We start from the raw sequence: 26,376 nt of genomic DNA, 5'->3' as shown, positions 1-26,376 counted from the left end.
TATATCTTAAGAAAAAAAAGTAAAACAGAAGTAAATATTAATAACGAATTTTAGAATCCATTAACATTAGTTCTCATAAATAAATGGTATCTATGCAGCCTAAATTAATTGTGTGTTTGAATCAACTATACTATATATAAATGAACTTAGGTTATAAAATGCTCGTCTTAGATATGGACGACACATTGCTGACAGATGATCATATTATTTCGGATAAGAATAAAGAATTGTTGCTGAAAGCTCAAGATGAAGGTGTAAAAGTGGTTTTAGCATCGGGTAGACCAACACCAGCTATGCTTTCTTTTGCTAGAGAATTAGAATTAGATCGTTATGGATCATACATTATTTCTTATAATGGTGGGACATTAATTGACATGGCAGACGAAAGTGTGATTTATTCTCAAAGTTTATCGATAAAAAATATTCATGATTTGTACGATTTTGCATCAGAAAATAAGGTAGATATTATTACTTACTCTTCTGATAGTATTTTTAGTGAATCACATTCTAAATATATTCAGGTAGAACTTGATATTACTAAAATGCACTTTGATCAAGTGGCAGATTTTAAACAAGCTGTAGACTTTGACGGAGTAAAATGTATTTTACTAGAAGAACCATCAAGATTACAAGAAGTAAAGCCATTATTAGAAAGTGCTTTTCCTAACTTGAGTATTTCCTTTTCTAAACCTTTCTTCTTAGAAGTAACGCAAACAGGTATTGATAAGGCGGCAACTCTTGAGAGATTGTCGAAAATTACTGGAATAAATCGTGAACAAATTATTGCCGTTGGAAATGCAGGTAATGACTTGTCTATGGTGGAATATGCTGGTTTAGGCGTATGGGTAGATAATGTTACCCCAGAGCTAAGACATAAGGCAGATGTTATCGTAGCATCTAATAATAATGATGGTGTCGCAGAAGTTGTAGAGAAATTTATCTTGAAAAAAGAAATGCTTTTGGAGGTACAATAATATTCTTTCAAAGTAGGAACAAAAGGTTGTTCAATTCAAGAGAAGACTATATTAAGAAGTTCTTAATGTTAAGTGAATATGCTTACATTGAGAACTTTTTTTTATAATACAGTAAACTAAACGATCCTTTAAAGACCAATTATAGATAACAATAGTTAAAATTATAAATAGGAAATTGATGACCTATTGTAGCTTTCTATTTTAATATTACATTCGCGCTATCAAAATTCTGAAGTAAATTTAAAACTATTAAAATCAGTGCTTTAGGTTTTTGTATAAACTATTTTTTAGCCCAATTTTTCTTTAATCACCCTTTTATAAATACAGAAATGTCAACAGGTTCAGTTAGAATACCAACTGCTAACCTGAATAGTAAAAATACTTTCAGAAAGCAGTTTTATCGTTTTGCTTTGCCATCAGCATTAGGCATGCTGGTCAACTCATTATATGTTGTTGCTGATGGAATTTTTATTGCTAGAGGAATAGGAACCGAAGCTATTGCTGCGGTCAATGTGGGGTATCCGGTCATTAACCTTTTAGCAGCTATGGGTTTAATGTTTGGAGTAGGTGGAGCAACGTTTGTGGCACTAAATCCAGAGGATCAACATAAAAATAATGGCATATTTACTTATACCATATTATTAAACCTTGTGGTGTATAGTGTGATTGCATGTATCGTCTTTTTATTCCCAAATCAAATACTTTATGCATTTGGAGCAACAGATCGTTTACTTCCATTGGTGAAAGAGTATTTGTACCCTTGTTTGTTAGCTGCTTTTTTCTTGATGATTTCATTTTCACTTAACGCTTTTGTTAGAAATGATAATGCCCCTAAAAAAGCCATGTATTCTTTGGTACTTGGAGCAATCACCAACGTTATCTTAGATTATATATTTATTTTCAAGCTAGAAATGGGGGTTAAAGGTGGCGCTTTTGCTACGGCTATTGCACAAGTAGTGTCAGCTTTATATCTGACAAGTCATTTCATTCATTCATCTTTTAGATTTACTTTAAAAGGGAAGCATATTGATTGGAACATTATTTATAAAATTAGTAGCCTAGGATTTTCTTCGTTTATTTTAGAAGCAGCCGTGATGGTTATTACAGTTTTGGTCAACTTAGCTTTGATTAAAACAGAAGGAGAGACAGGGGTAGCCGCTTTTGGTATTATTGCTTACATATTTGTGATTCCACGTATGTTTTTCATAGGGTTAGCCCAAGGAATACAACCTTTAGTGAGTAATTATTTTGGTCTGAAAGAGTATAAAACTGTGATTGAAATTTATCGTTTTGGACAGAAGGTAGCTTTTGTACTCACCTTAGTGGTGTTGTTGTTGACGGTATTTTATGCGGAATATATTGTAGGAGTTTTTACAGGTGAAAAAGCGATAATTCCTTATACCGCTAACGGTTTATTACTTTACACAAGTGCAGTTGTTTTTGTAGGGGCAAACTTCATGAATATTTCCTATTTACAGGCTATGAATAGAGCGACTTTGGCGAATGCTATTTCTATATGTAGAGGGATTGTTTTTATGATGATTAGTATATCTGTTTTACCTAAATTTTGGGGAGTAAATGGTATTTGGTTGGCACTTCCTTTGGCAGATGTTTTGACTTTTATACTAACATTTGTCCTTTTTAAAGTACTGAAAATAAATGATAAGCTTCTGTTGCCTATTGTTGAAACAGGAAATATTCCTCTTGTTCAAGGTTTGAAAGTTTCCAGACCACGTACTTAATCATTATTGATGATAGGGTAGGGAGGAGAATATATATTTTAGAAAACCTTTTGTAAAAGTACTCTTGATGGTGAATTACAAAAGGTTTTTTTTATGAAATTCCGTGATTGTTCCCCTAATTCATGCAATAGAAATTCTGTAAGTTACTGATGAAAAAGAAGAAAAGACCCAATTTAAAATCTTATCGAGCCGATTGAACAATCATCAACTGTCGTTGTGCAATATTGAAAGCTACTTGTTTGGCTCTTTCTGCTAGTTCACAATCAAATAGGGTATCTATTGTGGAGAACCAAATGGCTAACCATCTTTCAAAATGTTCAGGACCCATTGTATTGTTCATCATGTTGTCTGTTTTTACATGTGCTTGAACAGGGTTCCCTTTGAACGTTCTAGCTCCAAATAGATTGGAATACCAGAAATCGGTTAGTTTTTCTAAATGTTCAGGCCACTTTTCTTCTGCAATAGCAGTATTAAAAATAGGACCTAAAACTTTATCTTTTCTTATTTCACCATAAAAGGTTAAAACCATTTTATTGACATCATTTCTATCTTGAATCTGTTGCATTTAGGTGTAATTTAGAGTGTTTTTTATTTTTGTAATCAAGGGGAGAATAGGAGATTTATTTTAATAAGAAGCGACTTAATTCGGATCATTATTAGAATTACTTTTAATGGTATCGCTTTGGAAAACTTCTTGAATTTGATCAGTATTTATTCCTTTAATAAAATCTTCTATATCAGATTGTGAAGAGTTTGAGATCTTATAATAAATAAATGTAGTCAAGATAATCATGAATAAAATAAACCAGGTAAACAGGTAATATTTAAATTTATCGATACCGAAGAAGTTGATTTTTTCCATCAATTGTTCATCAGTCAGTTTTTCTGTCACATATTCTTCCTCATCTTCTTCTACGTAATCATCTAGAAACTCATAACCATGAGGAGTGATATAAAAAGTATTTTCATCCTCTTCATTCTCTATAAGATCAAACTGAATCAGTTCATCAATTAAAATCTGTAAACGTTCTTTTTGTAAGTAGTTTTCAAATTTAATATCCATCAAGTTGATGGATTGATTACTTGATTTTTTTATCTCTTCAAGTAATATGAAATGTTCTTTTGTAAATTTCAATTGGAAGTGTTTTGAATAATATTATTATAACCAATTTCTAAAAATAGATATTGAGATTTGAATCACCTTATTTTTTAGTATTAAATATGTAAATTAATTATTGGCATCTAATCTTGATATCATTTTATCGATAAATACTTCTTTTGATTTAATGGCTGAAACTTCTCCTTGATAGGTATTTAAATTTGATAAATTAGGTAAATGAAGTTTTCTTTTAACGAGTGAAATTGACATAGCAAGATTGAAATAATTAAATATCAAAATGATCAATTGACTACTGTTGGTTTGTACTTTTTTTAAGCCTAATTTCTTAGCAGTTCTCTCGTTTATTATATAGCTTGTTCCTTCAATAATAATATCTTGATTTTGAGATTCAATCAAGTTTTTTAACCCTTTGAGATATTCATAAATTACTAATTTGGTACGTTCCTGACCTTTCATGTTTTTTTGAAATACAAAATAGTAATCGAATAATGTTCCACCGTGTACTTTTATAACTCCCTTGTTTTCTTTCTCGGCTAAAAAGAACAAAGAGTGGTAAGTTATTTTACCACTTTTAACCATGCTAGGAACATCAATAAAAGGTGCTATAATAGATAAACTAAAAAAGAAGAGAAACATGCAGATAAACGAAAGCTGCGGGTTTATCCAAATAATAAATATACTTATACTACCTACGATTAGTAAAAGACAACCAAATAATTGTAAGAAGAATTTTGTTTTTTCTTTTAATGAAAATTTAAAAAATCTATTGTAGGGAGAGTTCATGTAAAGAGAGTTTTTAGTTAGTTATTAACTTAAATATACGATACTATTTAAGTAATTGTGGTATTATCTGACTAAGATAATTGCTTAAATCTAAATCGTCTTCATACTCATATATTTCTTGTGCACACCCAGCTGCAGTAGTAGAATATTCGCTACCTGTTTTTCTAATATAAATGATAGGTAAACCTAATTTATAAGCATAGCCTAGTTCTATGCCAACACCTATTGCCTTAGAAGTCAGTTCAGCAATAAATACATCACATTGCTCAATTTCTTGAAAAGCAGTTTGCATCATTTCTACTTCCTGATGAGGCTCAAATCGATATTTATCCACAAATACCATCAACTCTATTTTTTTCTGATTGAGAGTATTTTGAAGGGCATTTACTTCTTTTGAAAATAATTTACGGTTAGAAAAGCTGATGCCTAAATAGGCTTTTTTTGATTTCATATTTTAAAGAACATTGTGAAAGAAAAGCAATTACTAACTTGTCTTTATATTTTTGTTTTGAGCATGTTACAAGATAAAAATAAGGTTCTATCATTACCCTATTATTTACTAACTATTTCATTACTTTGGTGTTAAACAATTGCTATCTGTTCATTTGCTGTAGCTTTCTTAGTTAAATCTAAGCCTTTGCCAACTTTTTTGGGTTTCTTTAAGTAAGGTGATCAAACATGAAAAAAGTGTTTGAATAGAGCGCATTCGTTCCTTAACCTAAAGATTTTTTTTGATACGATACTTTACAATATGATGCTTTTGAATGATTTAGATAGGCATTAATTGAAAACATAACTTTTCTAGGATGTAATTATAACTTTTTTGATATAGTGTTAGGTGTAGTTTAATAAGTAGTAATATTCGATGATTTTTTTGTCTTTTGGCATTGCATTTGTCTTGATACTTATAACATTACGACATCGTATTTTACTAATTACTAATACAAACTGATAGAGTAACAGCTAACTCTAATTAGTTGCAATTTTTTCGACATATGATAAATTTAAACTCAATTAAATCTTCAGCAGTAAAACTATTTGCTTTTTTACTTCTTATGGCGACATTATCAAGTTGCAAAACTTCGATTTTTATGTCTGATTATGGTAATCATACAGATCATAACAAAAGAAAAACAACTAAGTGGATGAATAAGAAAGTAAGATTATCGCATACAAATTCAAAATAATTTTAATGCATAAAATAAAAAGGGAAGCAAGAGTTTCCCTTTTTGTTTTTAATAATTGATAAACTCCTTTATCAATCAATAATTTAATAATACCTTGCTACTTTTATGTAGGTAATTTTATCATGATCATCAAAGGACTAAAGTTTATTGATCTTTTTGCAGGGATTGGAGGTTTTCACCAAGCTTTAAATAGTTTTGGAGCCGAGTGTGTTTTTGCCTCAGAATGGGACGATCATGCCGCAAAAACTTATGCCATCAATTATGGATTAAAACCTAAAGGTGATATTACTAAAATTGATGAAAATGATATCCCCCAACACGATATACTTTGTGCTGGTTTTCCATGTCAAGCTTTTTCCATTTCGGGTAAACAAAAAGGTTTTGAAGATGCTAGGGGAACACTTTTTTTTGATATCGCAAGAATTGTTCACCATCATCAACCCAAACTATTGTTATTAGAAAATGTGAGAAATTTTCAAAGACATGATGGAGGGAATACACTTAGGGTGGTAGTTCAAACATTAGATGATTTAGGGTATTCTGTAGATTATAAGGTGTTGAATGCTTCACAATATGGTTTACCTCAAAATAGAGAGCGTATCTATTTTGTGTGTTTTAGAAAAGATGTAGTGATGGATACCTTTAGTTTTCCGTCGCCCCAAAAGCATAAAATCCAATTAAAAGATTTTTTAGAAAAAAAGCCAGAAGTAAAACCTGTAGTACGATCTGATATTGATATGTATAAAGATTATCAACCACAGGAAGATGCTGATGGAAATATTGTTTTACCCAATAAACCCATACAGATTGGTCGTGTAAATAAAGGAGGGCAGGGAGAGAGAATTTATGATATCAGAGGACATGCAATTACCTTATCTGCTTATGGTGGGGGAGTAGGTTCTCGAACAGGTTTATATCAAGTCGATAAGGTCATAAGAAAATTATCACCTAGAGAATGTGCACGTATTCAAGGATTTCCAGATTCTTTTAAAATTGTTTCTAAAATTACACAGGCATACAAACAATTCGGAAATAGTGTTGCGATTAATGTTTTAAAGGCAATACTTTGTCAGATAGAAAAATAAGATATTTGTGGTGTAATGGTCAGTAAATCAATTGTTTAGGTGTTGTTGTAAATAAGAAAACTCACCATATCATGAATGATGAGTTTCCATTAATTATACTATAGTTTAATTCAAATGCATAGGGACTTCCATAAACAGTACCTTAGCTCCTTTTTTTGCCTTTAAATTGATGCTCTCAGTATCCCAAATCCCTAATCCATCTCTTTTATTAAGTGTTTGATTATCAATTAGTATATCACCTTCTAAAACAAAAATATAGACCCCGTTATTTTTGTCTTTAAGTGGATAATTTAAATTTGTGTCCTTATCAAAATCTCCTAAATGGAACCAAGCATTTTGATGAATCCAAACTCCTGCATCTTCAGCATGAGGAGATAGTATTTGATTTAATTGATTAGGAACAGATATATCAGCAATTGTTTTTTGGTCATAACGTGGGGCTACAGATTGTTTATTAGGGAACACCCAAATCTGAAGGAATTGTACTTCTTTATCGTTATTCGGATTGTATTCACTATGGAAAATACCTGTTCCGGCACTCATTACTTGAATATCACCTTCTTTAATCACTTTTTTATTTCCCATGCTATCCTCATGCTCTAAGTCTCCATATAGAGGAATAGAGATGATTTCCATATTGTCGTGAGGGTGTTTGCCAAAACCTTTAGAAGGTGCCACTCTATCATCATTTAAAACTCTTAGTACTCCAAAGTTCATACGCTCTGGGTTTTGATATGATGAGAAACTAAATGTATGACGTGAATCTAACCAACCGTGGTTGGCGTGTCCTCTGCTATCTGATGTATGTAATACCGTTTTCATAATGTTTTCTTTAAAGTGTGTATTTTGATTTGATGTAATACAAAAGTCTAGAAAAACACTATGGGTAGGAATATTAGAATCAAGCAAAGTCTTATGAAAATCCGTTATTAGCTATTTGCTTTAAATTTTGATGGGCTTATTCCAACACACTTTTTAAAGAAAGCACTAAAGTTAGCAGGTTCAGAAAACCCTAGTTGGAAAGCAATTTCTTTGGTCGTTAAATTCGAGAAATAGAGTAACCTTTTTGCTGCAATGGTTAATCTACTTTGTATATGTTCTTTTGCAGATTTACCACTTTGCATTTTAACCACTTTATTTAAATGATCTGGAGTGATGTGTAGTAACTCTGCATAATAAGAAGTATGATGTTCTTTCTGATAATGTCGGTCGATTAGGTTTTTAAACTGTTTTAGTAGACTACGACTACTAGAAATATCTTCTGATGTAAGATTGCATACATTAGTACATACAATTAGTATATATTTTAATAAAGAACCAATGGCTTCTAATTCATAAGCCATACCAGATTGATGTATAGAATATAGCTTGATTACAGTTTGCTTTATTTCTTCGAGTTGTGCTGACGTAGGAGTGAGAGGGGGAGTGTCTTCAAAATCATTAAATAGTTTGAGATCTTCAATAAAAGACGTAGAGATATTGTTGTAAGCTAAGAAGTCGGCGGAAAATACAAGTGCATAACCAAAAGATTTCTCTTCTTCAATAATTTGATGTACCTGTCCAGGTGAAATAAAATACAATTGCCCTCCCTGTAACGGGTAGGCATTGAAGTCGATATTATGGGTGCCTTTGGCCTTTTCAGTAAAAACTAAAGTATAAAAATCATGTCTATGAGGAGCGTCTACTTTACCGTTACGTTTATCAAAAATGTCTTGCATTTTAGAGATGCTAAAAGAGACTTTGTTGTCTCTTTTATTTATGTTTTTATAAGTCTTGACAGATTCCATCTCCTAAAGTTCAAGAATTTATGGAAATTATAAATACTTTAAACTTATATATTTTTGCGATTTATAGAATTTATATTCTTGATGGTGAAAAAGATATCAGTGCCTACTGAAAATTCAGATTCTATCCAAATATCTCCTTTATGGAGATCAATGATTTTTCTACAAAATGCAAGACCAATGCCGGCTCCTGTATTTTTTGTTTTTAATTTCTGAAAAATTAAAAATATTCGTTCTAAGTTTTCTTTTTTTATTCCCTGTCCATTATCTGATATCTTAAATTTCCAGCCATCTTTTTGTTTTTCACAGCTAATAATAATTTTAGGAGGAACGCCCTCTTTATGGAAGGAAATGGCATTCATTATAAGGTTTTGGAAAACTAATTTTAATTGAATGTCATAAGCATATATAATCGGTAGATGACTAAATGAAATAGTGGTTTCTGTTTTCTCAATTAACTCCTTATTATTAGCGATGATATCAGAAATTAATTCATTGCAATTACAAATGGTGACTTTATCTTCGGTACCAATCAAAGAATAATCGAGTAAAGAACGTAAAAGAGTACTCATTTTTTTGGTTGCTTCAGAGATGTAATTAATGTAATCCTCTCCTTCTTTTCCTAAGCTGGTTTCAAATTCCTCTTTTAATAATTTAGAAAAAACATTAATAGTTTGAAGAGGTTCCTGAAGGTCATGAGAAGCTACATAGGCAAACCTTTCTAGTTCCTGATTCTTTTCTTCTAATTGCTTATTTAGTTTTTTAGTATTCTCTGCCTCCTTTAATTTTGTGATGTCGATATGGCTTCCTATCATTCTAACAGGGTTACCTTCAGCATCCCATTCAATTACTTTTCCTCTGCAAAATACCCAAACAATAGAACCATTTTTATGGAAATAGCGCACTTCATTATCATAAGGGAATTTCCCTTTGGAATCGACATGTTTTTGGAAAATATCAAAAACACCTGGTAAATCATCAGGATGAATTATTTTTTGCCAACTGTCTGGATGGTTGGGGATTTCATGGTCTTCATATCCAAACATACGTTTAAATTCAGGACTCATGTATTCGTAATTATCTTTGATATGCCAGTCCCAAAAACCAGCCATTGTGCCTTCAAGAATATGTCCTAATATGATTTCATAGTCAACATTCTCTTCCACACTTTCAGCAAAATATTGTTTTAAAGAATTACTTATTCCGTTAAGTATTAATAATTTTTTCAATTTTATCTTTCGTTAATGGTTTGGTAAGAAAAGAGTTAACAAAAGGGTTTTCTTCTGCCTTTTTTTGATCAAAAGGATTAAGAGAGGTAGTCAGCATAATAACCAATGTATCTGCATGCATCCCTTTAGGAATAGATTTATAACTTTCTAGAAACTCCCATCCATTCATTTCAGGCATATTGATATCTAAAAATATAAAATCAACTTTTGGATTCTCTGGGTTATCTAAATAGGTTAATGCATCTTGTACATTGTCTAATTGAATTATATCAACCTCCTGAATAACTTTTTTCAAGATTTTAGAATTGTAGTAGTTTGTGGGGATATCATCATCTATCAAGAGGAAACGTTTCATTTTTTAATTGTTTTTGGTAGGGTAAAATGGAAAGTACTTCCTTCATTCACTTCCGAAGTAACCCAGATTTTACCATCATGTATATCTAATATTTTTTTACAATGTGCTAAGCCAATTCCATGTCCCTTATATTGCGACTTATTATTTAAGCGTTTAAAGAACTTAAATATATCGTTCAACTTATCTTTTGGGATGCCTATACCATTATCAGAAATCATAAAGTGGTATTCTTCTTCTTTAGTGATACATTCAATATGAATTTCTGGAGGTGTATTAAACTTCTTAAATTTTATCGCATTGTTGATTAGATTCTGAAATAGTAATCTAATTGCGGTAGAATAGGCATTAATGTGGGGTAAAAGTTCTGAAGTAATTTCAGCATCATTTTCTTTGATAGCAAGGTGATAGTCTGTGATGATATCATGAATAATAGAATTACAATCCACTTCTTCTAATTCTACATCTTTACCTATTCTAGAAAAATCTAATAAACCGGTGATAATATTTTTCATATTTCCAGCACCCGTTTCAATAAAATTTAAATAGGTTAAAGCTTCTTCATCAAGTTGATCATTGTATTCTAACTTAAGAAGTTCAATAAAGCTACTTATGGTTCTTAAAGGTTCTTGTAAATCATGAGAAGCAATGTAAACAAACTCTTCTAACTCTTTATTTTTAGCTTGTACATTATCTTTAATTTCACTTTTAAGCTGTTCAATTTCAGATATGTCTCTCCAGCAAGAATTACTAAAAGTGATATTGTTTTCTTCATCTCTAAAGGCGTCAACATTTAGAAGAACAGGGATTTTTTTTCCACCTTTTGTGATTAAATCTAATCTTTGGTTTTCAATTTTTTTGCCTGCTGTGAACATCTTAAAAACGCTCATAGCTTTTTCTCTAGAGTCAGGATGATACATATCAAGGATGGGGGATCCTATGATATCGTCTTTGGGTATGTTTACTTTTTTTGATAAAGTTTTGTTACACATTAAAATTTTACCACTCTCAGAATCTACAGAAACATGCATGTCTGGAGAGTTGTCATAAAGTTGGTAATAAATGTGGTTTTTATCATTAAGTAGTTGAGTAATAGCACCTGGGTACATCATATTATAAAATTTGGATAACTACTTAAATTTATATCATTTTGATTGAATATCAATTATAAAATAAATTATAAACAACAAATTCATGTAATTATTCAAAAGTGATTTGGTGTACTAAAAAAAACTTTTTTAAAGAGAAAAAGTGACTTTAATGATGTAATGTTTTTGGTGTCGGAATACTTTTTTTTATCAATTGGCCTCATTTTAATTGTAGGAGGTTTAACTCAATAAAAAGCCATTATAGATTATTTTAAGTTGTGGATTGTTATTATATAATGTTTGATTGTAATCAATGTTAATGGTGGATGGTTTGAGATAAGGAATATTGATATAAAAATAGTGGTATATGATTGATATGATCTATTTAATAATATAATACATTAATATTTAGTGAGTTAACTGTTGTGTGCTTTGTTTTTTAATTGTGATCATTGTTATTATTTTTTATTCACAAAATACCTTTCATTATTAATTTTTAATTTTCATATTCGTCACATGTCAAACATTTAAGCACTTATCTATTATTAGAAAGCAGCTCAACTTTTACAACAATCTTTAAAACAACATCAAGTTTAACTCTCCTTTATTTCTATAAACATGAATCAATTATAGTATTTAGAGACCATAATCATAAAATTTTTTAGTTCTATTATTTCAGTTAATAGGAAACCGACTTTTAGTACAATTGAACTGACTTAGTACAACTGTTTTTTTTAACCAATTCTAGTTTTTATTATTTAAACTTTACTATGAACTACATGATGAAGACTGCTGTGGGCGTCTTTTCTATGTTGGCTGCAACTGCCGGTATAGAAGTGTCAGCACAGTCGATCCCTCAACCTGTGGTATACCAAAATGGTATTGCCAAAGGTGTTGTTCGCGTTAAATTCGCAGAGGACATGTCTCCTCAACTTCAATCTTTCCAAAACAACCGATCTGGAATTTCTACTTTAGGAATATCTGCATTTGATGTGACGGCGAAGCGATTTGAAGCCTCAAACATGAGAAGGGTTTTCCCTTATAACCCTAAAACAGAACACAAGCTTATCAAGCATGGTTTGCATTTATGGTATGAAATGGAAGTAAATTCTGAGTCAGACCTTAGAGCAGTAACTCATGCTTTTTCTTCTATTGCAGAAGTGGAGTTTGCTGAACCAATGTTGGAAAAGAAGTTAATTGATGGAAAGTATACTCAAAGAAGCATCTCTTTTGAAGAAGCTACTGCGATGGCAACTTCAGCATCAACTTCTGATTTTGATGACCCTATGCTGGGTAAACAATGGCATTATAACAATACAAAGCAAAGACCTGAATTTACAGAAGGAGCTGATATTAATTTGTTTGAAGCTTGGAAAACAACAACAGGTAATTCAAATGTAATTGTTTCGGTGCATGATGAAGGTATTGATACCAATCATGAGGATCTTCGTGCTAACTTGTGGATAAATACTGGAGAGATTCCAGGTAACGGAATTGATGATGATGGTAACGGATATGTAGATGACATCTATGGTTATTCGTTTTCAAATAGATCAGGTGATATTCCTGCACAGACTCACGGTACTCACGTAGGAGGAACGGTAGCTGCAGTATCCAATAATGGTGTTGGTGTAGCAGGTGTTGCTGGTGGTGATGGATCAGGAAATGGAGCAAGATTAATGTCTCTTCAAATCTTAGGTGGTCAGTACAGTAATGTAGCTTCTTCATACATTTATGCAGCAGACAATGGAGCGGTAATTTCTCAAAACTCATGGGGATATACTACTCCAGGTTCTTATGAACAAGTTGTTTTAGATGGTATAGATTACTTTATCGAGGAAGCAGGTGATTATGAAGGTTCTCCAATGAGAGGAGGTATCGTGATTTTTGCATCAGGTAATGATGATTACGATGGTGAAATGTACCCTGGATATTATGAAAAAACTTTAACAGTAGCTTCAACAGGTCCTTCATGGAAAAAAGCTTGGTACTCAAATTATGGTGATTGGATCCATATTTCTGCACCTGGTGGTGATAATTATGTTGGTGGTGATGAAGGTAGTATTTTAAGTACTTTGCCTGGTAATAATTATGGTTATTTAGATGGTACATCTATGGCATGTCCTCACGTTGCTGGGGTTGCAGCTTTAACTGTTTCTCATTTAGGTGGGGCTTCATATACTGCAGACATCTTATGGAATCAGTTAGTAAATTCAACAAATGATATTTATCAATACAATGAATCGTATGAAGGTAAACTAGGTTATGGACAAATTGATGCGGCTAAATCATTAGTAAAAAATGAAGGTATTGGTCCAGTAGCTATTACAGATCTTGCTTCTAATATTGCGTCAGATGTATTTATCGAATTAACATGGAGTACTCCTAGTGATGAAGATGATGGTTATCCTGCATCTTATGTTATCTATTATTCTGAAGAAGAAATCACTGCAGAAAACTATATGTCTGCAAAGACAGAAACAATGCGTGCTGTTGATACTTCAGAATTGAATAAAAAAGAAATAGATGGTTTAGAAGGAAATAAAATGTATTATTTCGTGATTAAATCATTTGATCGTTGGGGAAATGAATCTGAATTATCAAATATCATTTCTGCATCTACTAATAATGGCCCTACAGTTGCAATTCCAGTAGCTTCAGTTGATTTTATGTTGGATCCAACTAAACTAATGGATACTCAAACTTTCATGTTAAACAATGAAGGCGAAGGTGTTTTACGTTGGAGTACTTTCGTGAATCAAGGTTCATTCTATTATGATTGGAAATCATATGCAACAACTTTTCCTAAAGTAGGGGCTCCATCTCATAGAAAATCAAATGTAAAGTTATTCCAAGCTCCTCAGGTGAAAAAATTCTCTATGGATGAGGAAGTATTGGAGGAGTTTGTAGCATCAAAACTGACTTATTCTAATTGGTTTCATCCAATGTATAATGTTGGTGAAGAAGATATAACTTTATCAAACACTTCTGCTGTTGCATTTCATATTGCTGATGAAGAGGGTTTTAACTTGACAGATACAGAGTTGTTCTTGAACGAAATGGTAAATGGTCCAATTGAAGTAGAAATATATCAAGGGGCTATTTTATCAGAAGCTAAGAAAGTAACTAGTGCTACTATTGATTATGGATACGATTTCCAAAAAACACATTATGTGAAGTTTGACGAACAAGTATTCTTCCCTCAAGGAAGTATCGTTTGGTTATTAGTAAAAACAAAAGCGGGTAATACTTATCCTTTATCTATTTCTCATGCTGAACCAGGTGCTGAAAACGCTGCTGATGTTTCTCAATGGTTAAGTTTTGACGAGGGGAAAACATGGCAAACTTTAGTAAATGCACTTGACGCGGAAGGTTATGCATTTGCTCAAGCTTTAATAAGTAAAAACGCCACATTGGGCGAAGTAGTAAAACTTTCTCCTATGGAAGGTGAGATTCTTCCTGGTGAATCAATGGAAGTAACTGTGGATGTTGATGCAATGAAATTGATCAATGGTACTTATAAATTCATTACTAATGTAGAGTCTAATGATAAAGCAGCTGATCAATATAAATTACCTATCAACATCAATGTCACTGATAGATTACCTGAATTAAAATCTATGCCTATTGTTGAATTTGGTTCAGTAATTTTAGGTTTTGATAAAGAAGTATCTGTCAACTTATCCAATTTTGGTTATGGTAAATTTGGTGTATCAAGTGTGACTTCATCTGATCCTCAATTTACTTTAGAAGGTAACCTTTGGGAGGTGAATGCTAGATCAAATGCTGAGTTAATTCTTAAATTTACTCCTACTCAAACAGGTAATGTAAATGGTGAAATTACAGTAACTTCTTCAACAGGTATTACGCATACATTTAGCGTGTTTGCTGTTGTTGGTGAACCTGCTGAAATTGAAGTGACACCTTTAGAACAAACTTATTCTATAGTTAAAGGAGATGATAATTCTGGAGAGGTGACTATCGTAAATAATGGTGCTTATCCATTAACTTATGTCTTCCCTCAATATTCTGATAATTTACCTGACGATGTACATAGATTTGGATATTCATGGACTCTTTTTGAAGATATGGATGGTTCTAATTATGTATCTATTGCAAATGAAGAGGGTGCTGTAAACGTGGCTCCAGCATTTGTTGATGATCCTAATTTAAAATGGCAAAAGTTCAAAATGAACTTTGACTTCCCATTCTATGGTGAATATCAAAATGAATGGTTCGTTTCTAAAAATGGTATTGTAGCCAAAGACGATACTGATAACTTTAATAGTTCTCCTGGTTTAGGTTACGAATATTTAGCAAATGGTTATATATCTGCTATGTATTATATAGCTATGGATTTAGGTATTGGCGGAGAAATTTGGATTCAAAACTATGACGAGAGAACTGTAGTTGAGTACAAAAATGTACAGGGACCATGGTGGAATGGACCAGCTTCTTTCCAAATTGTTCTTTATGCAAGTGGTAACTTTGATATTTTATATGATGATGTTACTCAAGTAGGATATGACTTAGAACATATCTTTATTGCTGCAGAAAGTCCAGATAAAACGGATGGTGTCTTAGTTTATGAGAATAATTGGAACAACCCAGTACCTTTCATTTTTGAAAGACAACAGGAAAATGTAAGAGTAAGATTCAATTACCCTGGATCTAAAATTATCAATAACTTATCTTCTTTGGAAGGTACAGTAGCTGTAGGTAGTTCTAAAACAATCAATTTTGATATTGATTCTAAAACTCTAGTACATGGTAATAATGTTCAGAACATAGCGATATTTAGTAATGATCCTAACATGCCTCTATCTCACTTTAAAGTGATTGTAGATGTTAATGGTGGCACGGCTGCGGATATTGAATTATCAACTATGGACATCAATTATGGTGGACAATTATTAGGCGGACAATACCTACATATGTTGAATATGTCTAATAAAGGAGATAAAGCTACTTCTATTACTTCTGCATCTTTAGCTGATGGTACATATTTCTCAGTTGATTTTACTGGTGATTTTGCACTGAATCCAAGATCAGGTAAGCAAATGAAAGTTTACTTTAACCCAACAGTTGCAGGTGACTTTACTGATGTTTTAACTTTAATGGACTCAGATGGTAAAGAATATGTAATTAATATTTCTGCAGAAGGTCTTAATCCTCCAGCAATTGATCTTGACGTTACTCCACATACCTATAATTTAAAAGTAGGAGAGTCTACTGAATTTGAAGTAACTGTGAGCAACAAAGATGGTTTGGTAGATTTAGATATTCTTCCAAGAATGGCTTCATGGTTATCTTTAGTAGAAGATGAAGCAATGGTAAGTAATGTTCCTGACTTTGATTACACTTGGAGAACGAACCAAAATGAATTAAAAGGTGCAGTGGATCCTGAAGCGCCAAAATTTGAGTGGATCGATATTATTTCTGAAGAAAACAGAATCAATCACTTTGAAAGTGAAGATGATTTCTGGTGGCAACCTTACGAGTTACCTTGGCCAGTAGAATTCTATGGTAAAGAATACAATGAAATGTGGATTGCTTATGCCGCAGTTGTAGCTTTTGAAAAACCAGGCAATTTATATGATGGTATTTTCAATACAGATTTACCAATGGAAGATGGTATCAATGGTGTGGCCTCATCATTATGGATGTTAGGAGCTTCTAACCCTACAGATGAATCTCCTATTAAAGGTATTTATGCTTACCACGATGATGAAAAAGTAGTAGTTACTCATTCAAGATATCAGCATAATTTTGCATTCTTTGGTGGTTTTGTAACGTGTCAAACTATCTTCTATAGAGATGGAGTAGTTAAGATGCAGTATAAAGTTGAGAATCAAAATGGTGTAGACGGATGGAGTAATAAGACAACAATTGGTCTTGAAAATGCAACAGGAACTTCTGCTTCTAAAGTAGCCTTTGGTTCTGCTATTGTAAAAGATCGCTTTGTTATCGAATATGTTCCTTCACATAAAATGACTATTGCAGCAGGTGAAGAAAAAACATTGAAATTTAAAGTAGATGCTTCTCAATTAATTGATGGTCAATATAACACGAACTTAACTTTCCAAAATATCACTCCAGATAAAGAGCAAATTGCTATTCCTGTTCAATTGAATGTGGAAGGGACAATTATGTTAGGAGCTGATGATGTTGAGTTTGGTGAAGTGGTTGCGGGTGCAAATATTCAGTATACTGAATACTTCAACTTGAAAAACTCAGGTTCTAAAGAGGTCATGATTAATAGCTTCAAATTAAATGATGGAACACAATCTATCGTTGAAGTAAAAGAAGTTGTTGATGGTTTCTGGGGACCACAAATTTTCTGGACAAACATTAACGATCTTTGGAATTTCCCAATGACTGTACACCCTGGTGAAGGTATAGAACTAAGAGCAACAATGACTCCTGTTACTCCAGATGTTATTACTGATGTATTGACATCTGTAGATACTGAAGGTATGGAATGGAATGTGAACTTAGTTGCAAATGCATATGAGCCATCTGCATTCTCTTGGGACGCAATGGATAAGGAGTTTGTTTCTCTTGATCCAAAATATACAGACCAGTTTGCAGTAGTTGTATCTAATGAAGGAGGTAAATCTATTTTAGATTATCAATTAGAAATTGATTTTAATAGAGACGGTGCTCCAATGGCGGTAAACAATAATGGTGATATTCAGTCATTCAGTACTACAACTTCAACTTTATCAAGTTTAAGAAATAAGTCTACTTCAAACGACGATGATTATCATGCAGTTCTTAAGTATGTAGATACTACTATTCCTACAACAGCTGTAGGTTATGGTGGAGATGAGATGTCAGTGGGTACAGCATTTGTTGCTCCAAAAGACGGTTTCAATTTATCACATGTTGAAACTTATTACCGTCCATATGGTAAAGACAATGCTGATATCAGAGTGAATATCTTAGTTGGATCAGATATAAATACTGCAACTGAAGTTTATGAAAATGTATTCACAACAGAAACATTAGGTACTGATGAGGAAGGTGACTTTATCGTTTTTGACTTAGGAGAAGAGATTACTTTCTTCCCAGGTGAAAGATTCTTTGTTGTATTTACTTATTCTCAAGGTGTTGAATATGCTCAAGGTATTGTTGTTGAAGAATCTAGAATTGGTAATACATTCTACATTTGGACTACTGATGGGATCTTAGATATTACAACAGATGCAAATTGGGAAGGATTACGTTGGATGAACAAAGCTATGGCTAAGAATCCAATTACGGGTAGTTGGTTAGAAATTGACTCTGAAGGAGGAGCCTTAGAAGTAGATGCTACTGCAACATTCAATGTATCATTAGATGCTTCCTTTGCAAAGAAAGTGGATAATTATGCAGCAGTAAAAGCATACACTAACGACCCATTCAATCCTGAACTAGAATTCTTAGTTACTTTAAAGAAAAATGCAAGCCCATCTTTTGGTGATGATATTGTATCTTCTTTAGATATGGATGTATTGACTGAAAAAACGATCTCTTTCATGGCAGAGGATAGAGAAGGTCATACTTTTACTTATGGATTAGAATCTCCTACAAACTCAGTTACTGCAACTGAAGTTGATGGGAAATATGAAATTAACATTGCTCCTCAATATGCAGATGGAGATATGTTTAAATTCTCTGTTACTGCCACTGATGAATTAGAAGAGAAAACTATGCATGAGGTTACGGTAAATGTAAACCTTATCAATAGAGCTCCTGAGTTTATTGGTGATGAGGTAGTAAATATAAAAGTTGGAGAATCTACTCAAATGTCTCCAGAAGAATTATTTATTGATCATGACGGAGATGAATTGACATTTGAAATTGCAACATCTGATCATGGTATTGCAGTTGCAACTATGGCAGGTAAATATTTCTTTATGGCTGGTATATCTACTGGTTCAACAGAAGTAGCATTTATGGCAACAGATAAAGATGGTTTATCTACTATCCAAACTGTTGAAGTAAATGTTGGTGGACAAGATAGTCCAACTTCTATTGATCAAGATGTGTTAGTGTCAGAAGTTAAAAACTTTCCTAACCCAGTATTGACAGAAACAACAATCTCATTTAACTTGAAAGAACAAGGGAATGTGAGTGTTGCTGTATACAATATCAATGGTGGAATGGTCGAAAGGCTAAATGTAGGTACAATGGCATCTGGAGTTCAAAAAGTGGAGTACAATGCTTCTAAATTGAATACTGGAATGTACATCTATGCCATCATGGTAGATAATCAATTTGTTGGATACGGCAAAATGATAAAAAAATAATCACTAGAATGGTTAATCTAATGGCCTTCCTACTCTGTGGGAGGGTCATTTTTTTTTAATTACTTTTTTTTGAAGGACAGCAAGTTGATGGATGAATAGAATATCTAAATAGGATATTTTTATTTTTTTAAGTATAATTACGTATAAACTATCTGAACATCTGAGTTCGATCGAAAATATTACTCAGTATAAATGTCAAATTCGCTAACAAATGAATACCAAAATCGACTGTCGATCTTGTCCTAATGAAACTTGCATTATTAAACAAAACGCCTTAGTAGAAGAGGCAGCTCCTTATTTAGAAAAGAAATTAAGTTTGAAGGCTAAAAAAGGTCAACCTTTTATATTAGAAGGGGCTCCTGTTCACGGACTTTATTTTGTGCAAAAAGGTAAAGTGAAAGTGGGAAAGACAGGTATTAATGGAAAAGAACAAATAGTAAGGCTTTGTCATGATGGGGAAATTATCGGACATAGAGGTTTTGGGGTAGGGCAGTTTTACCATATAAGTGCTGTTGCTCTTGAAGATGTTGTACTATGTAATTTCTCTACTGATACCATAAAAGAGATGTTACAAAAAGTACCATCACTTTGCTATTCAATGATGTTATTTTATGCCGAAGAGTTAAATAGATCAGAAAATAAAGTCAAAAAAATAGCACAAATGACTGTGAGAGAAAAGGTTATTGATGCTATACTTTATATGAATAGAAAGTTTGGGCAAAATAAGAATTTATTGAATATTCAATTATCAAGAAAAGAAATTGCCGATTTTGCGGGAACTACAGACGAACAAGTGATAAGGGTAATTTCTTCTTTAAAAAAGGAAGGTGTTTTAACTGCAGTGGGCAAAAAAATTGGAATTTTAGAATTAGATAAACTGAAAAAAGAAATTGCTGAGCATAACTTTTTCTTAGATAGTTAGTTTTCAGCTATTTCTATATTATTTTATAAATAGTATAGCGTATTTTATTGTAAACTGAATTTTTTTTATTAAAATGTGTTTTGTTATTACACTCTACAATGTGTTTTTTAGCTTTACATAAATAGCAAACAATAAGTATGGCAATTTATACGTATCTCCGTGTTTCTACTGTTGCAACTGCAAAATTTCAACAACAGGCAAAAATAAAAGGAAAACCTTTTATAGATAAATGTCCTGTTACCCTACCTTTTATTGAACGTCCTAGAGCTCAAGAATTACTTGAAATGCTTACAGCAGATGATGTTCTTAATATTGGCGATATTGATAAATTAGGAGACAATCCTGTGGATATTCTGAATGGTTTAGAAGCTTTATTAAAAACTGAAGCCGTAATTAATATCCAAAAATTTGGAGTTGAGGAGGTACATGCTAATGCTGGTGTTCAAAGTGTAATTAGTGCTTTGAAAACAGTACTTCATATGAAAGAATATCAAGTACAAGAAAAAACAGTAGAAGGTATTGCAAGAGCCAAAGCAGAAGGGAAATACAAAGGAGGGAAAAAGGGAAGAAAAATGAACTTCGAACGTTGGGCTGAAAGAAATAAAGAGGTAATTGAAGCTTTAGAATCTGGCTTGACAACAAAAGATATTTCCGAATTAACAGGGGTGGGTAAAACACAAGTTTCAAGAGTTAGAAAAAGACTAAGAGAATTTAAAGCAGAACAAACTGTTTTAGATTTATCTACCGATCAAAATGAAACGGGACAACTTCATCAAGAAGAAAAGGAAATAAATAATGAAATAGAATTCGCTTAAATAAATAGGTAACTATTTACCTAAATTTCTAAGTAATGAAACTCTTTATACGTAGGTGTAAAGAGTTTTTTTATGATTTTATCTAATCTATACATGTGATTACGTAAAAAATATACGTACTTATTTTTATAATTAAGTAAAAGTACGTAGTATTGCTCTTGTAATATATCAAATAACTAGGAATTACGTAAAAGATGAAGTCAATCACATCAACAAATGAGAAGGCGACAAAAATTAATTTGTTCGACCTAAGTAGTATCCAGATGCGTACCTTTCACCTAAGCTGGATCGCATTCTTTTTATGTTTCTTTGGATGGTTTTCTCATGCACCATTATTAAACTCAACAATTGGACCTGATTTAGGATTAACTAAAGACCAAAAGATATTGGCATTTATTGCTTCTGTAGGAGTAACTATTTTTGCCCGTTTAGGAATAGGTAACCTATGTGATAAAATAGGCCCAAGAAAAAGTTATATCTATCTATTAATATTTGGATCTATTGTAGTATCAGCATCTTCGTTTGTAACTACATGGGAAATGTATTTTGTTTCTAGGTTAGCCATAGGCGTAATCGGAGCATCGTTTGTCATTACTCAATACCATACTTCTGTGATGTTTGCTCCAAATGTTGTGGGTATAGCAAATGCAACTTCAGCCGGATGGGGTAACTTAGGTGGAGGTGTAACTCAAGCGGTAATGCCTTTGATTGCATCAGGAATGTTAGCATGGGGTTTTGCAGACTCAGAGTTGTCAAAATGGAGACCTGCAATGTTTGTTCCTTCAGCTATTATGTTGGTAGTGGCATTTTTATATTGGAAATACACACAGGATTGCCCTAAAGGTAATTATGTTGATATGCCAGAAGAGCGTCCTCAAGCAAAGAAAGGAGAGAAATCATTATTTATGACTGCAGCTAGTGATAAAAGGGTTTGGATCTTATTTGCTATGTATGCAGGTTGCTTTGGTATGGAATTATTCGTAAACGGTAGAGCAGCAACTTATTATCAAACAAAATTTGCTTTAACAGAAACAGCTGCAGGTGGTATAGCCGCGTTGTTTGGGTTAATGAACTTATTTGCAAGATCTATGGGTGGTTACCTTGGTGATCGTTTCTCTAAGACTGGCGGATTACAAGGCCGTGTAAGATGGTTAGTAATCGTTATGGTAATTGAAGGTGGAGCATTATTGTTATTCTCTCAAATGAATGTACTACCTCTTGCAATAGCTACAATGATATTATTCTCTCTGTTTGTACAAATGGCAGAAGGGGCTACTTTCTCTGTTGTTCCATTTATTAATAAAAAAGCTTTAGGATCTGTTTCAGGTATTGTTGGAGCTGGTGGAAATGTTGGTGCTGTAATGTATGCTCAATATTTATTAAGAAGTGGTTCTTCTTTAGAAGAATGTTTTATGATCTACGGACTAATTGTATCATCAATCGGTTTATTAGGTTTATTAATTAAATTCTCTCCAGAAGATGAGGCATCAGCAATTGCTGAACAGAAGAAGTTAGAAGAATTTGAAAAGCGATTAAGAGAAGAAGAAAAAAATAACTTAAGCAATGATAAGGGTACTGCTGTTGCTTTATAGCAGTCCTTTATCCTCTTAAAGAATAAACTAATTAACAAACAATAAATTTATTTGTGTTCCAAATAACATACTCTTATTATTCCAATAATATGAACAGCAGCTTTCTTCTTTTAGAGGAAAGCTGCTTTTTTTTTCTATAACACTTTATTTAATTTTTTAAACCTCATTCAGCTTTGATAAAACGGCCACCTTAAATTTTATCATTGTTTTTATTATTGTATGCGAAGTTTTAATTATGAATGGGAAAAGTGTTCAGTGCTTTGTTATAAGAGTGATGGGTAAGAATAAATAAAAATAAAAATTGGGCAAAAAAAGAAGGGAACCCGCATCGCGAATACCCTTTCCCCATTACTTAAAGCAAACTATTGTATCTTTTGTAATTAGTTGTCTATCATTTAATTGATATCAACTGTTACTAATATTTTTTATTTCTTATCTTCATATATACAAACGCTAATATAGGGGTAAATAGTTTCAATATTAAAGTTAACTAATGTAAATAAAACGTTTTTTTTCCTTTTTAAATAAATCGTCAAAACTAAATTACACAATATATAGCTGGTGTGTCGTATATATTGTGCAATTTAATAAGTGAAATGTTATAATCCAATTCCTACATACTCTCTTTCGCCATTTGGATAAATTCCTTCGATTAAAATTCCTCCAGACTTACCTCTTAAGGCAATTCCTAGGTCTTCTAAAGTATGTACAGGTTCTCGATCTACGTAAGTTATTATGAAGCCTTCTTTTATACCGGCATTATATAATTTACCATTAGGTACTAATTTAGTGATAGCTAAACCTCCTTTAATACCTAATTCTGATGCTATCTCAGAAGAAACAGGGGCTACTTCAGCACTTAATGCAGCAATAGCTTCACTAGAATTTTTAGGAGCTTTCACTATTTCAGTAGTATTCATAGTATTTTTAAGTTTTACAGTAAACTCTTTCAGTTTACCATTTCTACTTACTTCTACATTTACTTCATCTCCCGGTCTTTTTCTAGCAATGTATTCTTGTAATTCAGAAACAGACTCTACTTCTTCATTATTTATTTTTAGAATAATGTCGCCAGCTTCTATTCCTGCTTCATAAGCGGCACCTTGTGGGCTAACCTCTACTACAGCAATACCTGCTATTTTATCTAGTTTTGCCTCGTCGGCAATTTTCTGATCAACATCTTGAATTTGAACTCCAATTAAAGCTCTTTGCACTGCACCATATTCTCTAAGGTCATCCATCACCTTTTTAACCAGTTCTGAAGGAACAGCAAATGAGTATCCTGTAAATGATCCAGTTTTAGATGCAATTGCAGTATTAATACCAATTAGCGCTCCGTTAAGATCAACTAAAGCTCCTCCCGAATTACCTGGGTTAACAGCAGCATCTGTTTGAATAAATGATTCTACAGATAAATTTGTTTTAGAACGAAGGATATTAATATTTCTCGCTTTAGCACTTACAATACCTGCAGTAACAGTAGAAGTTAATTCATAAGGGTTACCAACCGCAAGCACCCATTCTCCTACTTTTACATTATCACTATTCCCAAATGCTAAATAGTCTAATTTATTTTCTGGTTCAATTTTTAAAAGTGCTAAATCAGTTGTGGGATCGTTACCTACTAATTCTGCTGTATACACATGTTTATCTTCTAGTACTACTTCTATTTTCGAAGCACCATCAATAACATGGTTATTGGTCGCAATGTAGCCATCAGCACTTAGAATTACTCCTGATCCAGAACCTAACTGACCTTCACCACTTCTAGGTTCTCCAAAGAAATCGTGGAAAAAACGAGGCGTATTTTTTGAGGGCCTATTAGAGAAATCAACGTAAGTTTTAATATGTACAACGGCAGGGGTAGCTTTTTCAGCGGCCTTTATAAAGTTCATTCCATCAGGAACAACATAATCTTTACGCTCTGCTGTGTTTTCATAATTAGTGAAAGAGACGCTTTTCTCTACTTTTTCTTTTTGATCTAATTGCTGAGGAGCAAAAAAAGTGGTGTATGCTCCAATTGTAATAACACCGCCCAAAACTGAAGCGGTCATCATAGATAAAAATTGTTTTCTCATGATAAGATAGTCTATAATCTCGTTTTAAATTTAACTAAAGTGTGAATGGTTTTGTTCAACACTTCTTTTGTACACTAGTATTCAGCAAGTAAAACAAACTTTATACAAAAGTATTTACGTTAAATCTTTTTATCATGATAATAGTTAAATTCATAATAAATTTTAACAAACGTTATTTTACAAATTATCATATAAATATGATGACAGGCATCAATTTTTAATTGTAAAAAATACCTCACATTTGTATTATCATAAACAACAAAGCTTTACAAACTTATGTTTTAAGGCGGTTTATGGTGATTCTAATACTTTTAATAAAAGTATTGTTATAGAACTGAGAGTTTCTGTCCGAAAGGGCAGATAAATTTTCATAGTGTTTAAAGTTTGGGTGTAAATTGAAACAGGGCTCGTTTATTAGCGAGCCTTGTTTTTTTGTTTAATTTTTTTTGTCACATTGTCCGATACCAAATATTGACAAATTGACACGGTATAAGACAGAATGATCTTTTATCTTTGTAATTCTACTTTAAGCATTGATTTTGAACATTGTAGAATAAAATAAATTTTATTGAGATAAATGTTAACCTTACCATCTAAATTGATTCATTTAAAATCAGAAAAAGATTTAGATAAATTAATGGATAAACACACTAAAGTGATCCTTGATTTTTCTACAGATTGGTGTCCGCCATGTCGAGTAATGGAGGGGACAGTTGCTAACTTATCTTTTGAGTTGGAAGGAAAAGCAGTTGTTATTAAAATTGATCCTGAAAAGTTTAAACATTTAGGTGATCAATATAAGATTAAAGGAATTCCTTATTTTATCGGAATTACTAATAAAAAAGTAACTGGTAGAGCACATGGTATTGTCCCAATCCATCAATTAAAAAATATGATCAATGAATAATTTTTTTAACATGTTATTAACATGGCTTGAAAAACAATATTCACGAAAACGTACACTTCACAATGGATGTTGTACAGCTTCGGTCAAACGTTTTGAAAAAGACATAAAAAAAACCATAGCCTAAGCTATGGTTTTTTTATGGTCTGAAAATATCTACTTGAAATCAAATGCCCACATTCTGTTTCGTGATAGTTGACTGTCGCTTTATATTCTTGTTTTCCTTTTATATGAGGATCTTTCTTTATCACTACATGATGGTTTTTAGGTAAATAACCCACTTTTGTCATTTTACCTTCAATCATCTTATAAATAGGAGCTTTTCCTTTTGTTTTTACTTGATGTTCATCATGTGCCATTGTCATAAACGAGATGAAAATGGAGGTGATTATGAATAAAATTGTTTTTTTCAGCATGGGTCTATGGT

Annotated in this window: 19 protein-coding genes; 8 read left to right on the top strand and 11 right to left on the bottom strand. The window is 32.3% G+C overall.

What is annotated here, in order from left to right; genetic code table 11:
- The first annotated feature begins 140 nt into the window (after positions 1–140).
- Together NH26_RS08615 and NH26_RS08610 are read left to right on the top strand one after the other, a co-directional pair.
- Positions 141–974 (top strand): Cof-type HAD-IIB family hydrolase, encoded by an 834-nt coding sequence (locus tag NH26_RS08615; protein WP_044228099.1) that lies wholly within the window; start codon positions 141–143, stop codon positions 972–974.
- 329 nt (positions 975–1,303) lie between these two features.
- Entirely contained in the window at positions 1,304–2,716 is a 1,413-nt protein-coding gene (locus tag NH26_RS08610) for an MATE family efflux transporter (RefSeq protein ID WP_052432267.1), read from the top strand.
- Between the two features lie 181 nt (positions 2,717–2,897).
- On the opposite strand, the gene NH26_RS08605 is transcribed toward NH26_RS08610, so the two are convergent.
- The 4 genes from NH26_RS08605 to NH26_RS08590 all read right to left on the bottom strand — a co-directional run bounded on the left by NH26_RS08605 (position 2,898) and on the right by NH26_RS08590 (position 5,070).
- Positions 2,898–3,281 (bottom strand): group III truncated hemoglobin, encoded by a 384-nt coding sequence (locus NH26_RS08605; protein WP_044228102.1) that lies wholly within the window; start codon positions 3,279–3,281, stop codon positions 2,898–2,900.
- A 75-nt stretch (positions 3,282–3,356) separates the two neighbouring features.
- A complete protein-coding gene (locus NH26_RS08600; RefSeq protein ID WP_044228104.1) occupies positions 3,357–3,851 on the bottom strand; it encodes a hypothetical protein in 495 nt (164 codons plus the stop codon).
- Between the two features lie 93 nt (positions 3,852–3,944).
- Positions 3,945–4,472: a hypothetical protein gene (locus NH26_RS08595; RefSeq protein ID WP_139262946.1), complete on the bottom strand. Its 528-nt coding sequence runs from the start codon at positions 4,470–4,472 to the stop codon at positions 3,945–3,947.
- A gap of 190 nt (positions 4,473–4,662) precedes the next feature.
- Positions 4,663–5,070, bottom strand: a complete 408-nt coding sequence (locus NH26_RS08590) for a nucleoside 2-deoxyribosyltransferase (protein WP_044228108.1) — start codon at positions 5,068–5,070, stop codon at positions 4,663–4,665.
- 858 nt (positions 5,071–5,928) lie between these two features.
- On the opposite strand from NH26_RS08590, the gene NH26_RS08580 reads away from it, so the two are divergent.
- Positions 5,929–6,891, top strand: a complete 963-nt coding sequence (locus tag NH26_RS08580; RefSeq protein WP_044228115.1) for a DNA cytosine methyltransferase — start codon at positions 5,929–5,931, stop codon at positions 6,889–6,891.
- Between the two features lie 105 nt (positions 6,892–6,996).
- On the opposite strand, the gene NH26_RS08575 is transcribed toward NH26_RS08580, so the two are convergent.
- The 5 genes from NH26_RS08575 to NH26_RS08555 form a co-directional block, all read right to left on the bottom strand.
- Positions 6,997–7,713, bottom strand: a complete 717-nt coding sequence (locus NH26_RS08575; RefSeq protein WP_044228118.1) for a pirin family protein — start codon at positions 7,711–7,713, stop codon at positions 6,997–6,999.
- Positions 7,714–7,820: 107 nt separating this feature from the next.
- Positions 7,821–8,678, bottom strand: coding sequence for a helix-turn-helix domain-containing protein (locus tag NH26_RS08570; RefSeq protein WP_044228121.1), 858 nt, complete (start codon positions 8,676–8,678; stop codon positions 7,821–7,823).
- 44 nt (positions 8,679–8,722) lie between these two features.
- Entirely contained in the window at positions 8,723–9,904 is a 1,182-nt protein-coding gene (locus tag NH26_RS08565) for a sensor histidine kinase (RefSeq protein WP_052432270.1), read from the bottom strand.
- Positions 9,882–10,259 (bottom strand): response regulator, encoded by a 378-nt coding sequence (locus NH26_RS08560; RefSeq protein ID WP_044228124.1) that lies wholly within the window; start codon positions 10,257–10,259, stop codon positions 9,882–9,884. Before NH26_RS08560 ends, NH26_RS08565 begins: the two co-directional genes overlap by 23 nt.
- Positions 10,256–11,368 carry a PAS domain-containing sensor histidine kinase gene (locus tag NH26_RS08555; RefSeq protein WP_052432271.1) on the bottom strand — a complete coding sequence of 371 codons (1,113 nt, stop codon included), beginning with the start codon at positions 11,366–11,368 and terminating at the stop codon, positions 10,256–10,258. Before NH26_RS08555 ends, NH26_RS08560 begins: the two co-directional genes overlap by 4 nt.
- 755 nt (positions 11,369–12,123) lie before the next feature.
- Between NH26_RS08555 and NH26_RS08550 the strand changes: the two genes are divergently transcribed.
- From NH26_RS08550 to NH26_RS08535, 4 genes are all read left to right on the top strand, one after another.
- Positions 12,124–19,638: a S8 family serine peptidase gene (locus tag NH26_RS08550; RefSeq protein ID WP_158021906.1), complete on the top strand. Its 7,515-nt coding sequence runs from the start codon at positions 12,124–12,126 to the stop codon at positions 19,636–19,638.
- Between the two features lie 211 nt (positions 19,639–19,849).
- The gene (locus tag NH26_RS08545) at positions 19,850–20,560 is read left to right on the top strand and encodes a Crp/Fnr family transcriptional regulator (protein WP_044228130.1); all 711 of its coding nucleotides are present in this window, start codon (positions 19,850–19,852) and stop codon (positions 20,558–20,560) included.
- Between the two features lie 137 nt (positions 20,561–20,697).
- The gene (locus NH26_RS08540) at positions 20,698–21,375 is read left to right on the top strand and encodes a helix-turn-helix domain-containing protein (RefSeq protein ID WP_044228134.1); all 678 of its coding nucleotides are present in this window, start codon (positions 20,698–20,700) and stop codon (positions 21,373–21,375) included.
- Positions 21,376–21,638: 263 nt separating this feature from the next.
- Positions 21,639–22,967: an MFS transporter gene (locus tag NH26_RS08535; RefSeq protein ID WP_242427312.1), complete on the top strand. Its 1,329-nt coding sequence runs from the start codon at positions 21,639–21,641 to the stop codon at positions 22,965–22,967.
- A gap of 599 nt (positions 22,968–23,566) precedes the next feature.
- Here NH26_RS08535 and NH26_RS08530 read toward each other — a convergent pair.
- Positions 23,567–25,045, bottom strand: coding sequence for a Do family serine endopeptidase (locus NH26_RS08530; RefSeq protein ID WP_044228140.1), 1,479 nt, complete (start codon positions 25,043–25,045; stop codon positions 23,567–23,569).
- Between the two features lie 577 nt (positions 25,046–25,622).
- On the opposite strand from NH26_RS08530, the gene NH26_RS08525 reads away from it, so the two are divergent.
- Entirely contained in the window at positions 25,623–25,952 is a 330-nt protein-coding gene (locus NH26_RS08525) for a thioredoxin family protein (RefSeq protein ID WP_044228142.1), read from the top strand.
- Between the two features lie 125 nt (positions 25,953–26,077).
- Here NH26_RS08525 and NH26_RS08520 read toward each other — a convergent pair whose 3' ends face one another.
- Complete coding sequence (locus tag NH26_RS08520) at positions 26,078–26,365, bottom strand: hypothetical protein (protein ID WP_139262944.1); 288 nt, start codon at positions 26,363–26,365, stop codon at positions 26,078–26,080.
- Positions 26,366–26,376 lie beyond the last annotated feature (11 nt).

The sequence above is a fragment of the Flammeovirga pacifica genome, from assembly GCF_000807855.2.
GTDB lineage: Bacteria > Bacteroidota > Bacteroidia > Cytophagales > Flammeovirgaceae > Flammeovirga > Flammeovirga pacifica.
This window is presented reverse-complemented; position numbering and strand designations above follow the sequence as displayed.

Bases quoted from the DNA above. Each gene is read 5' to 3' on its own strand.
- NH26_RS08580 (WP_044228115.1), top strand. From the start codon at position 5,929: ATGATCATCAAAGGACTAAAGTTTATTGATCTTTTTGCAGGGATTGGA.
- NH26_RS08560 (WP_044228124.1), bottom strand. From the start codon at position 10,259: ATGAAACGTTTCCTCTTGATAGATGATGATATCCCCACAAACTACTAC.
- NH26_RS08535 (WP_242427312.1), top strand. From the start codon at position 21,639: ATGCGTACCTTTCACCTAAGCTGGATCGCATTCTTTTTATGTTTCTTT.
- NH26_RS08545 (WP_044228130.1), top strand. From the start codon at position 19,850: ATGAATACCAAAATCGACTGTCGATCTTGTCCTAATGAAACTTGCATT.
- NH26_RS08595 (WP_139262946.1), bottom strand. From the start codon at position 4,472: ATGTTTCTCTTCTTTTTTAGTTTATCTATTATAGCACCTTTTATTGAT.
- NH26_RS08550 (WP_158021906.1), top strand. From the start codon at position 12,124: ATGATGAAGACTGCTGTGGGCGTCTTTTCTATGTTGGCTGCAACTGCC.
- NH26_RS08605 (WP_044228102.1), bottom strand. From the start codon at position 3,281: ATGCAACAGATTCAAGATAGAAATGATGTCAATAAAATGGTTTTAACC.
- NH26_RS08590 (WP_044228108.1), bottom strand. From the start codon at position 5,070: ATGAAATCAAAAAAAGCCTATTTAGGCATCAGCTTTTCTAACCGTAAA.
- NH26_RS08615 (WP_044228099.1), top strand. From the start codon at position 141: ATGAACTTAGGTTATAAAATGCTCGTCTTAGATATGGACGACACATTG.
- NH26_RS08570 (WP_044228121.1), bottom strand. From the start codon at position 8,678: ATGGAATCTGTCAAGACTTATAAAAACATAAATAAAAGAGACAACAAA.
- NH26_RS08520 (WP_139262944.1), bottom strand. From the start codon at position 26,365: ATGCTGAAAAAAACAATTTTATTCATAATCACCTCCATTTTCATCTCG.
- NH26_RS08610 (WP_052432267.1), top strand. From the start codon at position 1,304: ATGTCAACAGGTTCAGTTAGAATACCAACTGCTAACCTGAATAGTAAA.
- NH26_RS08575 (WP_044228118.1), bottom strand. From the start codon at position 7,713: ATGAAAACGGTATTACATACATCAGATAGCAGAGGACACGCCAACCAC.
- NH26_RS08525 (WP_044228142.1), top strand. From the start codon at position 25,623: ATGTTAACCTTACCATCTAAATTGATTCATTTAAAATCAGAAAAAGAT.
- NH26_RS08530 (WP_044228140.1), bottom strand. From the start codon at position 25,045: ATGAGAAAACAATTTTTATCTATGATGACCGCTTCAGTTTTGGGCGGT.
- NH26_RS08540 (WP_044228134.1), top strand. From the start codon at position 20,698: ATGGCAATTTATACGTATCTCCGTGTTTCTACTGTTGCAACTGCAAAA.
- NH26_RS08555 (WP_052432271.1), bottom strand. From the start codon at position 11,368: ATGATGTACCCAGGTGCTATTACTCAACTACTTAATGATAAAAACCAC.